At 53.5% G+C, this 15,729-nt stretch carries 8 protein-coding genes and 1 pseudogene; 4 read left to right on the forward strand and 5 right to left on the reverse strand.

Translation table 11 applies throughout. From position 1 onward, the window contains the following. Positions 1-38 precede the first annotated feature (38 nt). Positions 39-3,578 carry a TonB-dependent receptor gene (locus N655_RS17990; protein WP_049961335.1) on the reverse strand — a complete coding sequence of 1,180 codons (3,540 nt, stop codon included), beginning with the start codon at positions 3,576-3,578 and terminating at the stop codon, positions 39-41. A gap of 460 nt (positions 3,579-4,038) precedes the next feature. Here N655_RS17990 and N655_RS0108005 point away from each other — a divergent pair, with 460 nt between their 5' ends. Continuing rightward, positions 4,039-5,946: an alpha-L-arabinofuranosidase C-terminal domain-containing protein gene (locus N655_RS0108005; protein ID WP_026442559.1), complete on the forward strand. Its 1,908-nt coding sequence runs from the start codon at positions 4,039-4,041 to the stop codon at positions 5,944-5,946. A 382-nt stretch (positions 5,947-6,328) separates the two neighbouring features. After that, positions 6,329-8,011: an RNA polymerase sigma factor RpoD gene (gene rpoD, locus N655_RS0108015; RefSeq protein WP_044934220.1), complete on the forward strand. Its 1,683-nt coding sequence runs from the start codon at positions 6,329-6,331 to the stop codon at positions 8,009-8,011. A gap of 73 nt (positions 8,012-8,084) precedes the next feature. Here the strand turns inward: rpoD and N655_RS0108020 are convergent, their stop codons facing one another. Both N655_RS0108020 and N655_RS0108025 read right to left on the reverse strand, forming a co-directional pair. Next, positions 8,085-9,359, reverse strand: coding sequence for an SGNH/GDSL hydrolase family protein (locus tag N655_RS0108020; protein WP_049961336.1), 1,275 nt, complete (start codon positions 9,357-9,359; stop codon positions 8,085-8,087). A 78-nt stretch (positions 9,360-9,437) separates the two neighbouring features. After that, entirely contained in the window at positions 9,438-10,679 is a 1,242-nt protein-coding gene (locus N655_RS0108025; protein WP_026442563.1) for a flippase, read from the reverse strand. Positions 10,680-11,025: 346 nt separating this feature from the next. On the opposite strand from N655_RS0108025, the gene N655_RS20265 reads away from it, so the two are divergent. Both N655_RS20265 and N655_RS20755 read left to right on the forward strand, forming a co-directional pair. After that, complete coding sequence (locus N655_RS20265) at positions 11,026-12,141, forward strand: glycosyl hydrolase (protein WP_081823635.1); 1,116 nt, start codon at positions 11,026-11,028, stop codon at positions 12,139-12,141. A 385-nt stretch (positions 12,142-12,526) separates the two neighbouring features. Then, a pseudogene (locus N655_RS20755) lies at positions 12,527-12,655 on the forward strand (IS5-like element ISCARN71 family transposase); the annotation flags it as partial. Between the two features lie 187 nt (positions 12,656-12,842). On the opposite strand, the gene N655_RS17995 reads toward N655_RS20755, so the two are convergent. Further along, on the reverse strand, positions 12,843-14,198 hold the full coding sequence (locus N655_RS17995) for a glycosyltransferase (protein WP_044934223.1): 1,356 nt from the start codon (positions 14,196-14,198) through the stop codon (positions 12,843-12,845). Positions 14,199-14,206: 8 nt separating this feature from the next. After that, positions 14,207-15,508, reverse strand: coding sequence for a nucleotide sugar dehydrogenase (locus N655_RS18000; RefSeq protein ID WP_044934226.1), 1,302 nt, complete (start codon positions 15,506-15,508; stop codon positions 14,207-14,209). Between the last annotated feature and the right edge of the window lie 221 nt (positions 15,509-15,729).

The raw sequence follows: 15,729 nt of genomic DNA on the forward strand, positions 1-15,729 counted from the left end.
GGACGGGTCCGGGCCTGGAAGAAAGGGGGAAGCGCTTTTTAGAACTCGAAGTGAAGCCCGTACTGGATCGTGCGCGAGTTTGCGCTGCCCAGCAGGCCGCTCGATGTTCCGAAGCCGGTTTGCAGGTCCTGGTGCGTCACGACGTTGTTGGACGCACTGCAAGGGTTATAGGCGGTCTTTCCCGTGGAATCGGTGAAGGACGGGCCGCAGTTGAGGCCGGCAATCGGCGATCCCTGGGAGAGAGACGACGGGTTGAAATTGGGATGGTTGAAGAGGTTGAAGAAGTCCATCTGGAACTTGATGTTCAACTTCTCAAATGCCTGCCAGTTTTTGCGGACCGAGAAGTCTGTGTCGTTGTAATTGGGACCGCCACAGAAGCCGCGCGGCTCCATGTTGCTGGGGATGGTGCCCAACTGATAGCCAATCAGAGTAAAGGCCCCGGGATTGATGATGGTGTTGCCGTGGCGTCCGGAGACACAGCTCTGCCCGGTGACGAGCGGACGGAGCGGGCTGGTGAAGCCGGTTTCGACCAGCGCGCCGTTCTGGTTGAGCTGGCTGGTGGTGCCAGAGGCCAGGTTGCTTACGTTCTCATGCGCTCCCTGGAAGATGGTGAAGTTGTTTCCGTTTTGGGCCGCGATGATGCTGGTCATCTCCCAGCCGCCAAGGACCCCACGCTCTACCCAGTTTGCACCCTGGAGTTTGGGCAGGAAGTAGGTGACGTTGGCGATGAACATATTGGGACGGTTTACGTCTGAAGTTCCATAGTCCAGACGAGGATCCGTGTAGTAGGTCCGGGCCTGAGAGCCGATCCCGCCGCTGGAGTCGTCAATCTGCACATCGGCCAGGGCGTGAGACCAGGTGTAGGCCGCACCCAGCTGGAGGGCATTGCCCACGCGGCTTTGCAGCATGATCTGCAGGCCGTTGTAATTGGAGCTTCCGCCGCGCGACCAGTAAGTGAGCGTGCCGTTATTGCCGCCTGCCGGGTAAGGACGCAGAAGATTGGTGGCCGTGCCGCTGTTGGCGAAGGTTGCAGCCATCCAGTTCTGCGGCGCGATGGAGTTCAAGTCATAGACGTTGGTGAGGTGGATGCCGCGGTTGCCCACATAGCCGATCTGGAAAGTCGTATTACGGGCCAACGCCTGTTCGACAGTGAAGTTCCACTGCCAGGAGTTGGGGATGACCGGGCTGGGGTCTTTGCCACCGGTGGGGCTTGCCGTGCCAGAGATGCTGGAAGGTGTGGCCCCATCCAGGGTGCGGGGATAGGCGCTCGTGGTCAAGGCAAAGGGAGCATTGGCCACCAGCGTATACTCTGAAACCCGCTCCCGCTGATAGAACTGGCCGGCGCCAATGCGGAAGACGGTCTGCCCGTTGCCGAAAGGATCAAAGATCATGCCGACACGCGGAGCAAAGTTGTGGTAGCCATTGCGGACCAGTGCTCGGTCCGGTCCTGGGGTGCCGCTGCTGAAATTGGTCCCGAACTGCTTGTTGGCTGCCCCGCAGGGGTCCTGGCCAGGGGCCACCCAGAGGCCATTGCAGGCGTCGGAGGCAGGCTTGCTCGGGTCATACAAGAAGGGCTGGAAGCTCGTGATCTGGTCGTTGGGTTGATAAGGCTGCAGTAACAGCGAATACCGGACCCCGTAGCTCAGGGTGAGCCGGGGTGTAAGCTTCCAGGTGTCGCCGGCGTAAAACTCATAATCGCGCCAGCGCAACTGGGCCCGGATGTTCGTGGAGGTCTCGCCGATATTGAAGACGTTGCCGGTCAGTTCGAGATTGGCCAGGGTATCACCGGTGTCAATGCCGCCGCTGGAAGTCGCCGGTCCACCTACGTTGGGACGTTCCCCGCTGGCACTGTTCACGTCTTCATTTTTGCCATTAAAGCCAAGGAAGGCCCCAAACTTCAGGGCATGTTGTCCCTTGATCCAAGTGAGGTCGTCACGGAAGCTGTAGAGGTCCAGCTCATTCTGCCACGGGGCCTGCATACTGGTGGTTCCGCCATAGACCCCGAAGTTGACCTGCGGCACGCCTTGTTTGGAGTGCTTAAGGGATTCAGGATAAAGCGTGGGAACGGCCGCCGTGACCTGCGCCAGCAAACCAGGGTTCGTCCCTCCGGGGGTGATCTGGATGCGGTTGTTGGAGTAGTTGAAGGCCGCATCATTGACCAGGGTGCTGCTGATGGTCGAGGTCCAGTGGGCAGTGATGGATTTGGAGGGCTGCGCCCAATTGCTGTTCAGCGCAGGATAAACGGTGTCTCCCCAGTAGCCGGCATTAAATGCGGGGTTGGACCAGGTGTCCTGCGTGTAGCGGCCCATAATGTGGTTGGAGTGGTTCAGGTCGTAATCAATGCGGACGTTTTCCTGCCGCCAGAAGAGGCCCGTGGGCAGAGACTCAGACCAGTTCTGGCCATTGGAGTTCAGCGCCCCGTTGGGGGTGTTGGGCAGCGGCAGCATCTGCAGCATGGTCGCGGTGGCTGGATCGACCGCGTTCAGCTTGAGTGGTCCGGCCATGTCGGCAGCGGGCACATGGCTGAAGTCAGGATAGCCGGCGGTATTGCAGCCCAGGGTTGAAAAGTCTCCGGCGCGTTCAGCAGCCGTAGGCACGCAGGCGCTCACCTGACGGCCCTTGATCCAGTGGTTCCATTCCTCGGACCAGAAGAAGAAGAGCTTGTCTCGCTTGATGGGTCCGCCGAGCGAATATCCCCAGTCATTGCGGCGGTCTTTCGCCTTGCCATTCAGGGGAAGCCCCTGGCCTGCTGTAGGGGCCGTGAAGTAATCGTAGGCATCCAGCGCATCGTTGCGGCCGCTATAGAACGCCGTGCCGTGGAAGGCATTGCTGCCGCTGCGGGTGACGATACTGATGACTCCGCCGGATGCCTGTCCGTATTCCGGGCCATAGCTGTTGGTCAGCATCTTGAACTCGGCGATGGCATCATCGGACGGATAGATGAGGATGGTGCGGTTGGAGCCAACGTCGTTGTTGTTCACTCCATCTACCAGGAAAAGGTTGTTTGTGGTGGGATTGCCGTTGATGGACATGTCTACGCCACCGTTCAGCCCCTTTCCGGTGTTCTGGAAGTTGTTGGCGGCAGAGACACCGGGCTGAAGTTGTGTCAGCTCAACGAAGTTGCGCCCATTCAGCGGGAGCTCGCGGACCTGAGTGCCATCGACCACCTCGCCAAGCGAGGCGCTGTCGGTCTGGACCTGAATGGCGTTGGCCTGGACGGTGATGGACTCACTGACGCTGCCCAGCTCAAGCTGCGGATTGACGTTGGTGGTGGTGGCTACGTGGACCACGACGTTCTTCGTGACCGATTCCTTAAAGTTCGGGGCCTTGACATCCACGGTGTAGGTGGATTCCGGCAGCTCCGGAACCGTGTATCCGCCCTGAGAGTCGGTCGTGACGGTGTAGACCTTGCTGGTTGCCGTGTTGGTGATGGTAACGGTTGCGTTTGGGACAGCAGCGCCACTGGAATCGGTAACGGTGCCGCTAATGGCCCCGGTGATCTTCTGCGCAAGCGCCGGACGCCACAGGAAGATGGCAGTCAGGCAGGCAAACACGAGCAAAGAACGGGAACGTCTCATATTTCTGGCCTCCTGTATCTGTACCTGGAAGGCATACCCTCCCGGTTTGGACGGGATGCCTTCTAAGTTGATTACCTGTATAGACTTACGAACTGTGTTTGACTTTTCATTCCAAGTCCGCGGAGTTCATTTTGTTTATCCGCGAAAAGTTTATGCAATGCGTGAAATGCATTTACTAAACGGTTTGAGCACAGCATCGATGCCGATACAAACCGCGCTGTCCATTAAGCCTGTTGAAAGATTCGACTGTCAAGCGAAAAAAGGAATCCAGGGGCCTGAGGGGACCGATAGTGTAGCTGGGACAGGCTGGTTTCTTCCTGTTCCGGCAGGTTTCTGGGCGGCATTCCAGGCTGGAGAGGCAGGGGAGGTGAGTGGGGACAATGGGAGGAAGTGGGCGGGGGATTTGTTCCTGCGATATACTGGCGCGACATCTATTTTTGTTCTGAGGAAAGACTTTGCAATGAATGGGAAAACGTTTGCTATCGCTTGTGGGCTGGCTGCGTCTCTGCTGGTCCCTGCGGCCTTCGGTCAGGGCTCTCCCGTATTGACGGTCCATGTGGACAAGACCGCGGCCAAAGTCAGCCCCATGCTCTACGGCCTGATGACCGAGGAGATCAACTACTCCTATGATGGCGGTCTTTATGCCGAAATGGTCCGAAACCGTACTTTTCGCAGCGACTGGTCGGGCATCCGGTACTGGTATCTGGTCGAAGGCGGCAAGGCTGCCGTCAAGATGTCCATCGACAAGGAGACCGGGCCCAGCAAAGCACTGGATGCCAGCCTGCGGTTGGACATTCAGCAGGCCGATGAAAAGAACAGGGCCGGGGTGCTCAATGAAGGGTACTGGGGTTTTGCTCTTCGTCCCAATACGACGTATGAAGGCTCTTTTTATGCAAAGGCCGATTCGGCTGCTCTTGGTCCGGTGACCGTCAGCCTGGTCCAAAATCAGAGCAATCGGGTTGTAGCCAGCGCAACGGTTGCCGGCATTGGAACAGACTGGAAGCAGTACCACTACACGCTGAAGACGGGCGCCATCCAGCCTTCTGCGGAAAACCATCTGGAGATTACGGTGGGGCATCCAGGAACACTGTGGCTCAACCTGGTCTCGCTTTTTCCACCGACCTACCACGACCGGCCCAATGGAAACCGGGTGGACCTAATGGAACTGCTGGCGGCCATGCACCCGCAGTTTTTGCGCTTTCCAGGCGGCAATTATCTGGAAGGCAACCACATTTCCGAGCGCTTTGAATGGAAAAAGACCATCGGCCCTCTGGTGGACCGTCCGACCCACCCCAGTCCCTGGGGATACCACTCCTCCGATGGAATGGGGCTGCTTGAATTTCTAGAGTGGTGCGAAGACCTGCACATGCAGCCGGTTTTGGCAGTGTATGCGGGTTACTCCCTGGAAGGGGAACATGTAAATCCCGGAGCAGATCTTGAGCCTTATATTCAGGATGCTCTGGACGAGATCGAATATGTGACAGGAGATACAAGCACCAAATGGGGTGCCGAGCGGGCCAGAGACGGGCACCCGCAGCCCTTTAAGCTGACGTATGTTGAGATCGGTAACGAGGACTGGTTTGACCGCTCTGGCAGCTACGACGCCCGCTATGCGCAGTTCTACAAGGCCATCAAGGCGAAATATCCTGATTTGCAGCTGATTGCCACCGCCCCGGTAAAGGGCATCCGTCCGGACGTCCTTGATGAGCACTATTATCTGCGCGCCACGCAGTTTTTCCACGATGCCAACCATTACGACAAGACGGACCGCAATGGTCCCAAAATCTTTGTAGGCGAATGGGCCACGCGCGAAGGTTCTCCGACGCCCAATTTTGGCGCCGCCCTGGGCGATGCGGCCTGGATGACGGGCATGGAGCGCAACAGCGACATCGTCATTATGGCCTCCTACGCGCCGCTTCTGGTCAACGTCAACGGGATGCAGTGGGAGACGGACCTGATTGGCTATGATGCGCTGCGCAGCTACGGGTCCCCGAGCTACTACGCACAGGTGATGTTTGCCAGTCATCTGGGAGACGAGCGGCCCGAGGCATCGTTTGAGGGCGTAGATACGGCGAATCCAAAGCTTTTTTATTCGGTCACGAAAGACACCCGAAAAAAACGACTTTACGTGAAGCTGGTCAATGCTTACTCGACTGCACAGAGTGTGGAAATCAGGCTGGATGGAGCACATCTGGCCCGGACCGGAAGAGTGACTACTTTGAGCGCTCCAGGAACCCAGGCCACGAATACGATTGATGCACCGAAGAATCTTGTTCCGGCAGAAACTACGCTGAAAGACGTCAGCAGTGATTTCCGCCACACCCTGCCGGCGTACTCCATCCAGGTGCTGGAACTGGACCTGCAATAGGGCCGGATACGACCCCTTGTTTGTTAAAGGGCATGGCGTCGGCCGTGCCTTTTCTTTTTTCCCTCGCTGCGAGAGGAAGGGAGGAAGAGGGCTTTGATTTCGTGAAAAGGGGCCGAGTCCGGACTGAAGGCGGAATCGAGAAACGAAAGAAACGAAATCGTCTTTTCCACATCTAAGTAAGTGGGAACCGAAAATTCCGGACGCGGGGAGTGTATGATAAAAAGCCCGTCCGTGATATCCTGTAAGTCTTTGGTGGACGTGCGCCTTTTTCCCGCGACCCGATTGCTCCGGGACATGCCTAATATGGCCTCAACCGCACCCCGTCCGCTCCAGGCAAAAGCAATAGGATCCGAAATTTTTCCCGGGAGAAACCCGTTTGGCGATGGAACACAAGTACGAGGATGACATCCAGAAACTGATTGATACAGGCAAGGAAAAGGGTTACCTGACCTATGGGGAAGTCAATGACCTGATTCCGAATGACCTGAACTCTCCTGATGATCTCGATGATCTGATTACCACCATCGGGACACAGGGCATTGATCTGCTTGACGAGGGCAGCCCCAAGTTTGGCGGTGGCTACGAGGAAGGCGAGGAAGGCGAAGATGTAGAGCTTGACCTGACTCCGGGCGCGCTGGAAAAGACCAACGACCCGGTCCGCATGTACCTGCGCGAGATGGGTACAGTGCCGCTGTTGACGCGCGAGGGCGAGGTTGAGATCGCAAAGCGCATTGAGCGCGGGCAACTGCGCGTCATGAAGGCCATTTCCCGCTCGCCAATCGTGATCCGCGAGATTGTCGCCCTGGGTGAGGACCTGAAGCGGGGTGTGCGCAACATCAAGGAAGTGGTGATCTTTGACGAGGAAGAGATCACCGAAGAGGTCTTGCAGGCGCGGGTCAAGCAGACCGTCGCAAAGATTGACACCCTGGTGAAACATCAGAAGAAGGCCGCGCAGCTTGAAGAAAAGCTGGCAGCAATTGCCGGACAGAAGAGCAAAGCAAAGGAACAACGCAAGCTCCGCTGGGCCATCGCCCGTGAGCGGATCTATGGCCATCGCATCATCCGTGAGCTGAAGTATACGAACCAGGAACGCAAGCGGCTGCTTGACAAAGTGAACAAAACAGTGGACTCGATGCGCATGCTCGAACGGCAGATCAAGTCCCTGGACCAGAAATATGAGGCCTCAAAGAGCGAAGAACTGAAGAAGGAATACCGCCGTCAGCAGAAAAACTGCAAGATCGACCTCGAAAAGCTGGAGCAGGAAGCCGGAGTGACCCTGGCCGAGCTGAAGCGTACGCAGCGTGAAATGATTCAGGGCGACATGGATGCCGAGCAGGCCAAGCGGGAGCTGATTGAGGCCAACCTGCGCCTGGTCGTCTCCATTGCAAAGAAATATACCAACCGCGGCCTGCAGTTCCTGGACCTCATTCAGGAAGGCAACATCGGCCTGATGAAGGCTGTCGACAAGTTTGAATACCGTCGCGGTTACAAGTTTTCGACCTATGCTACCTGGTGGATCCGCCAAGCCATTACCCGCGCCATTGCCGACCAGGCCCGCACGATCCGCATTCCAGTGCATATGATCGAAACAATCAATAAGCTCATCCGCACGTCACGCCAATTGGTGCAGGAACTTGGCCGGGAGCCTACCTCGGAAGAAATTGCCAAGCGCATGGACATCCCGGTGGCCAAGGTCCGTAAGGTGCTCAAGATTGCACAGGAGCCGATCTCGCTTGAAACGCCGATTGGCGAGGAAGAGGATTCCCATCTGGGCGACTTCATCGAAGACCGCATGGCCGTTTCGCCGTCCGATGCAGTCATCAGCGTGAACCTGAAAGAATACACCTCGCAGGTGCTGCGCACGTTGACGCCAAGGGAAGAGCGGGTGATCAAGATGCGCTTTGGTCTTGAAGATGGCTCCGAGCACACGCTGGAAGAAGTGGGCCAGAGCTTTCAGGTGACGCGCGAACGCATCCGCCAGATTGAAGCCAAGGCGCTGCGCAAGCTGCGGCATCCTTCCCGCTCGCGGAAGCTGCGCGCGTTTGTCGACGCTGTCGAAGAATAGTCCGGCCTAAAGAAAGAATATGCAGACCCCGCTCAGGCAGCGGGGTCAGTTTTTTGCGCGGTGTTGCGACGTTTTAAGGCTGAGGAGCCAGCAGCAATGACAGAGGAATACTGTTGGCCATGGCAGCGTATCCGGCGGGCGAGGGATGCAGATGATCTCCGGAGTCGTAGGCCGGGAGAAGACGCTCCGGATGGACGGGGTCGCGCATGATCTGGTCGAAATCGACGATGGCATCGAATTGGCCCGAAGCGCGGATCCAAGCGTTGACTGCCTGCCGGTCGGCCTCATTTGCAGCAGTAGGATGGTAGTAGCTGGATCCACCAAAGGGCAGGATCGTAGCGCCGATCACGCGAATGTTGTGCATGTGTGCCCGCAGAATGATCTGCTTGTAGGCGCTGAGAATGCTCTGTACAAGCGCCTGGTGCTGCGCGGGGGCAGCATCGGTCTGGCGCGTGAGCGTACCGATGTCATTGATGCCCTCAAGCACGATCAGCGTGCGAACGCCGGTCTGCGCAATAACATCATGGTCCAGCCGTGCCATGGCGTTTGGACCGAGCCCGTCCTCAAGCAGCCGGTTGCCTCCGATGCCCAGATTCAGGACCGCAATGTTTGCGGCCTGCTGTGTGGTTTGCAGTCTGCGTGCCAGTACGTCGGTCCAGCGGTCATTTCCGTTCGTTGTGGCGCCATGGCCGTCTGTAATGGAATCGCCTAGGGCCACGGTAGCAGAGGCGTTCGAGGATGCGGCGACATCGAGCCCGGCGATGTAGTACCAGTGGTCTGTGGTCTGTGAGCCATGAAGCTCAGGTGCGGCAACCTGGTCCCCATGCACAAAATAGGAGGTGGCGCGAGATCCGGGATGGCCGGTTTGCTCGGCCGGAGGCTGGTCGGTGTGCAGAGTGATGGCCACGTCCGACAAGGGTGGGACAGAAAAAGAAACTGTGTCGGATACATATTCTGCGCCTGCGGGGATGATCACCTCCGTTGCTCCAGAAAAGGTGAGTGCCTTGTCGCTTGTCGGCTGGATCCGGCTTGAAGAGGGTGAGACGGGCAGCGCCAGATGCACTGCGGTCAAATGAAGCGGGGTCTTTCCGAAGCGGTTGGAAAGCCGCAGCCGGAGCTTGCTGCCGCCGATCGAGAGATGCACGATCTGGCGCAGAGTCATGTCCTCGGCATCCTGGGGACTGAGTGCATTGCGCGGCTCCACCAGCTGCTGTGCCGCCGCCCATGTGCCTACCCAGTGGTCCTGTGCCAGGCAAAATACCGGTGCTGCAAAGAGCAGAAATGCGACTGTAAGGACGTAATTACGCGCTTTGCAGGGATTCAGGTCAAGGATGCATGTCGGCAACATGCATCCATTGTGTCATTCACCCTTTATGGGCTCAATCCTGTTTGCCACAATGTCGAACAAATGTCCATAACTCCATGCTTAGTCCAGGACCAAGGCCTCTTCACGGTCTCGTACCTTAAGCAAAAGGTGCAGAATCACCGCATTGAGAAGCGCCAGACCGCCATCGGTCAGAAGGCTGGACCATGCGGCTCCATGCCATCCATGAACAGGAATCAGGTAAAGATTCAACAAAAAATTAAACACACTTGCGACAACTTGGGCTGCGGTCCTGTAATTTTGTAACCCCGAACCCGTCAACGCGCAGCCATTGATGAGATGGATTCCGCGGAAAATTGGGATCCAGCACAGCCAGCGCAAAGCTTCTACGCTGTCCTGAAAGCCGTGGCCCAACACCTTCGGTAGCAATGGTGCAGCCAAGAACATGCCCAATGCAACAGCGGCACCTACAGTAACTACGCGCGCCAGCAGTTTGTTTGACAACTCTGCCGCCGAGGAGAGGCTCTCTTTGCCACGCTGGAAAAACTTCGGAATCGCGGCGGCCTGGATGGAAGAAATCGGCGTAGTGGCAATATCCACAATCCGATACGCCATCGTGTAAATGCCATTGGCCCTGTCCATTCCATAATGGCCGAGCATGGTCTTGTCCAAATCGTTGTAGACCGCCGTCGTGGATCCGGCAAAGGCAAAGCCTAAGCCCTCACTGATATTTCCAATCCAATTGGAAATGGAAACCCTGGGCATCCCGATTTGAAAACTTACCAGGCCGAAAGCCAGAAGTGCCGTAATGCCAGAAACAATGACTGACATGATGCTCCATTGCCGTGCCGTCGAATGCCTCTCAATCACGAACAGTACCCCGACTGCAATCAGCCGCGCAGCGTGAGTGACGGCATTAACTAGCGCGGTCAGCTTCAGCTTCTGAAATGCCTGGAAGACCCTGCCTGCCTCGACTGCGAGCTGCTGGAAAAAGCAGTTTGCAATGCCTGCAAAAACGATCAGATTCGCGCTTTCCGGCTTGAGTGCCTTTCGTCCCAGAAGTGTGATTCCACCAATTAGTAGTGTCCCGACAGTCAACAGCGTCAGGAGCACGCTTCCCCAGTAAGGCGCAAACTTTGAGCGGTCGATGGAAACATAGCGCAGCAGAACGGTACCGCTACCAAGCGCGCTGTATTGAGATGCAATCATAGCGAGCGCGAATGCAGCTACATAAATGCCGTATTCACGCGGCCCCAGCAGGCGCGCCAGCAGGACAAACGTAAAGCCCTGCATGATGATTCCAGTGCCGGTGCCGGCCATTACCCAGCCGGCGTTTCTCGCCATAGAACTTCTCTTTACTTTTAAACATTCCTGCTTAAGAAAATCCATGCGGTAATTTTCTTCCCGTTAAGTAGAGTCATTTTGGATGCACTCATCACATATCAAGCTCTGCTCAAAAATTTTAAAGATGTTGCCATGTTTCCTGAAAGAAGAGTGATCAAGACTACTGGACCATTGGACCCTTTAGCTAAAAGTTAAGAAACGTATGACTCGTCTTACCGTGGAAGATGCCTTCAGTACTACCCGAGATCAGTGACTTATTTCAGAACATCTGTCCTCCGAAACGGAAACGCCGATAGGTCTCTCAGGAACTCCACTCCTCATTTGAGAGTGCTGAGAGGCCACGAGCATGAAAACTCTTATAACTTGGCCGGTCATTTTCATCATCGTTGGTTGTGGAACTGTTTCGACGCAAACTTATGTTTCCAAATCGACATCTTCTTCAGCGGCATCGAGCTGGTTTGAATGTAATCAATACAGTAATGCAGATTCCCTTGGGATTAACATCAATAACTTAAGTTTTTCTGCATTGCAAAGTCCAAATCTTGTGGATGCACTACAGCAGTCGCATGTTGGGTGGATTCGGATTTCTTTGTTTTGGGCCTGGATTGAACGCCAGCCAGGCAACTTTGATTGGCGGGACGTGGACACTGGCTTGGCCATTCTTGCGAATTCGCATATTAACGTCCTTTTAACCCTTGCTGGACCAACCCCCTGTTGGGCTTTAACTGCCACCCCTGGCTGTATCGCCCCAGCTTATGTGGTTCCACCAACAGAGGAGTGGGCCAATTTTGTTAGACAAGCTGTATTGCGATATCACAATCAAGTTCATTATTGGGAAATCTGGAACGAACCAGATCTTTTCGAGGGCCTGAATGTGTTAGACCCAACATCTCGCTTACTTCAGTACCGGGACAACATTCTCGTTCCTGCGGCCCAGGCAATCCATCAAATTGATTCCAGTGCCAAAGTTGTTGCTCCTGCTCTTGCCGCAATTCCATCAGCTAATACCGCAAAGGGGCCTGAACTGGAGTCAGCATTGTCGTTGTTATTTGCGAATTCCGTTGGGAGCCTGGTGGATGTGATTTCGCTGCACTCCTACTATCCAGAGAGTTCTGTGGCCAAAGTTTTGACAATCCAGAATGTTTTGAACGCAACGGGAACCTCAGCAAAACCTTTATGGATTACGGAAGAAGGCGATGGAACGCTGAATATCCAGTCGGGTCAAACTGTTCAGGCAGATCAGGCGGAATTTATGAACAATGAAATTGACGCCGAAAAAAAAACTGCCAACATAGAAAAAGTGTTTTGGTTTGCACTTACGGACAGCCCAAATATAAATGGGCAACATGTGGATGACTATGGATTAATTAATAATCAGGATTATATAACATATAGCTGGACACCGAGGCCAACATTTACATTATTACGAACCGTGATTCAGCAAGCGTGCAGCAATAACTAATGCTAAATACTATTGGTCTGATAAAAAATGCGTAGATAGGATGGAACAATCGCGCTGTTAACAGGCAGGTTGCATCAGTCTGACATTGCTGGAGTGAACATTGCAATGCTTTGCCATCGGGAACGCCGTTATTTCCAGCGCAACAGTATTGATCCTCCCAGAATTTTCGCAGAAGCTTTGTATTGCCATCGATAGGGTTTAGAAGGTACAAAAAGGTATGTAGTAGCCCGTCAACACCTGTATGACGTCATAGGCTGTCAGCGGATCTAACGGTCGTCAACCTGGAGGGAAGGAGGAAAACGCCTCCGGCGTTTTCCTCCTTCCCTCCACAACCAACTTCAGCTAATTTCGTATTTACCAACGTGCGAAAGTGGGGGGGCGGGTTAAGGTCAAATTGCGATGGATCGAGAAGGTGGACTGGCTGTTTGTCTTCAGTTGCGCGGCGCACAACCTGCTCCGGTTGCCAAAGCTGATGGCCCAACCTTCAGCAAGCCTCAGGCCGCAGTGTGCCTGAGGCCTGGCCCAGAGCCTCGGGCATGATTCCCAAAGTCCCAAAACACCCCTATCAACACGGGCCAGAACCCCACTGCAAATAGATTTCAGACGGAAGGAAACAAATATCACCAGCAAAGACGCACTAATCAGACGAATTTCAACGAGTTCTTAGACAATACCAGGTCTTATCTTATCCTGCGTTCTTTTTACAGTGCTTGAAGATAAGGTCTTTGGGCAGAATTGCGAAAGCGAAGTGTCTCCTCATCGAGTGCTTTGTAAAAATTCTTCTCGAGATCAAGAAAATGAGCTTCCCATGTCCAATGAGTTAATACAAAATCACGACTCTTTCGACCAAGTTCGTCGCGGCGTTTTGAGTCATTGAGTAGATAAAGTACAGCTTCAGCAAATTCCCGGGGATGGCGTGCTTCAAAGAAGTGCTCTCCAGGTCGAGCACCGATCCCCTCATTGGCTACTGGAGTCGCCACGACAGCCTTTCCACAAGCAAAATATTCAATAAGTTTATTTTGCATACCGCCAGCTGCAAGCATGGGATTAATACAAACAGTCGCGGACCGGATCATGGCCCCCACATCGCTTACAGTACCCGTTACAGCAATACTGTCCTTACCATTTAACCGACGTATTGCAGAAACTGGATCTCGGCCTTGAATGATCAACTCAGCAGAAGGAAAACGGCTGAGAATTGTTGGCCAGCACTTCTCAATAAACCAAAGGATTGCCTGTACATTTGGGGTATAGAACATCGATCCGGAGAAGACAACTCTACCCGGAACAATATCATCAGGTGTGGCGGGGTAAAAACGGCATATGTCCGTGCCGTGAGCACCATATATCCAATTCGCGATCTCCGCTATGCCTTGACGACGGCATTCTGCCATGATCGCTCTTACATCTCGAGGTCCGATAAGTACTGAACGAGTGAAGCGCTTCCAGATCTGTGTCTCATATCTGCGCATCAAGTTCAGTTCTATACCATAAATAAGCTTTCCGAGTAGGCTCTTCTGTTTTCTATAAATTCGTTTGGTATTTAGGGTTTGGGAAAGCTGCATGGCGAGAAAGCTGACGACTGGATGACCAATCTTTTTGCTAAGGCAGTCAGCACTAAGGTTATTATCAATTACCTCAGCGGACCTCAGATAGTAGATATAGACAATATCATAAGCACCCGCAAGAATCCCAAGACGAACATCTCTATGAAGTGCCTTGTTGTAAAAAATGCTGACTTGTAGGGGAAGCCCTTTGAACAGACCTAGAAGAATGCCAAAAAGCTTTTGAAGCCTACCTTGTGGATAAATATTTACGGCATGGCATGAGGTTGTTAACCAGTCCCGTTGCATCTCCGTGAGGAAGCCATCTGTATCAAGTGTAAATAGGTCGACGTTATGACCACGACTTGCCAAAAAGCTTATAAGATGAGCTACGGTAAGCTGGTCACCACGCATCATCGGAAAGGGCATTCGACTGTATATTAAGGCAATCCTCAACCGACGTGGGGCCTGCTTGACCTCCATGATTTTGGGGAGATCCTCTGTTTTCTTCATTACCAGTCTCAACCCTCTACTTCAGCATATTGGCAAAGTAGCTTCGTTTGCCGTAGGACATTGATATCGAGAATGCGATCCGTTTTCAAGCAATAATTGTGGGCTATACTCCGGGTATCAATGACAAGATCGAATTGCTCAGATTCTGCCTGTTCACGGGAGATGAGCACCTTCTGCAATACCGGCAAATGCGAAAAAGCGTAACCAAGATTCTGACCTATTAACTTTTCCGGCTCAACGCAGGGGTCATGAATAGAAAGATTGTAGCCGGCCTGGAGTAGCTTTCGGGCCAGATCCACATTGGGACTTTCCCGAAGATCGTCACTGTCCAGCTTGAAGGAAAGACCCAGCATTAGTATTTTTGAGCCAGGGCGAAGGTGGCGTGAGCATAGCTCGAAGGCAAAGTGTTTGTGGGCCTCATTCGACCGCAAAATGGAATCAATGAGGTGCGTGTGTGCTCCTATATCGCCTGACAGATGCTGTAGTGCGCGAACATCCTTTGGTAAACAAGAACCGCCGAATGGTCCTCCGGGACGCAGATAATTAGAGGAAATGTTAAGCTTTGTATCTGAAATGAATATTTTATGAACGAGTTCTGTATTAATGCCAAGTTTTACACATACGCGCCCGATTTCATTTGCAAAGGCGATCTTAAGAGCATGAAAACTATTATCAACAAATTTGGTTATCTCAGCTTCACGATAATTGGTATAGAAAACTGGCGCCTGTAGTCCAGAATTTATAAGTTCGAGGTTTCTGCATGGCTTGGCATCTTTTGTGCCGATAACAATTTTCGGAGGGTTAAAAAAATCACTGATTGCAATTGACTCACGGAGGAATTCGGGGTTATAAACAAGCTCTACATTGTCGAGATTGTTTCCAAAGAACTGTTCGAAGATCGGCTGAATGAGTTCTTCCATTGTCCCAGGTCGAACGGTTGAGCGATAGACTACCGTCAAAACCTCGTCCCGCGTCTTCCCAATACACGTAGCGATTTGACGCGTTACCTCAATGATGAACTTCATATCATGGGATCCATCCGGGGCGCTCGGAGTGCCTACGCATACAATCGCCATGGCACAACTATTCAATTGATCCCTGGCATCTGTGGTGGCGCAAAGGAGGCCACGAGAAACTGCTTTCTCTACCAATTCCGGCAACCCTGGCTCTGTAATTGGGGACCGCCCAGAATTAACAATTTTGACTTTTTCCTCATTCGTATCCACCCCCAATACCTGATGCCCCTGGTGAGCGAGGCAGGCAGCAGAAGTTATTCCAACATAACCTAATCCAAAAACAGCGATTTTCAATGGCTCCTCCTAGATCTAGACGAAGAGTTATGCTCATTGCTTTGATTTCATGACTTCAGGCAGTCAACATAGCAGAGAAGCAGAATGCGATGTGTTTTTCCGTTCAGATTAAGCTAAAACGACATGCAAAATAAATTATTGCTATAGATAATTAAGTACATAACGCATGATAGGGGGAATATTCAAACAACCGATCGAAGGAGGCCCATATACTCAAGCCG

The sequence above is a fragment of the Pseudacidobacterium ailaaui genome (genome assembly GCF_000688455.1).
GTDB classification, from domain to species: Bacteria; Acidobacteriota; Terriglobia; order Terriglobales; family Acidobacteriaceae; genus Pseudacidobacterium; species Pseudacidobacterium ailaaui.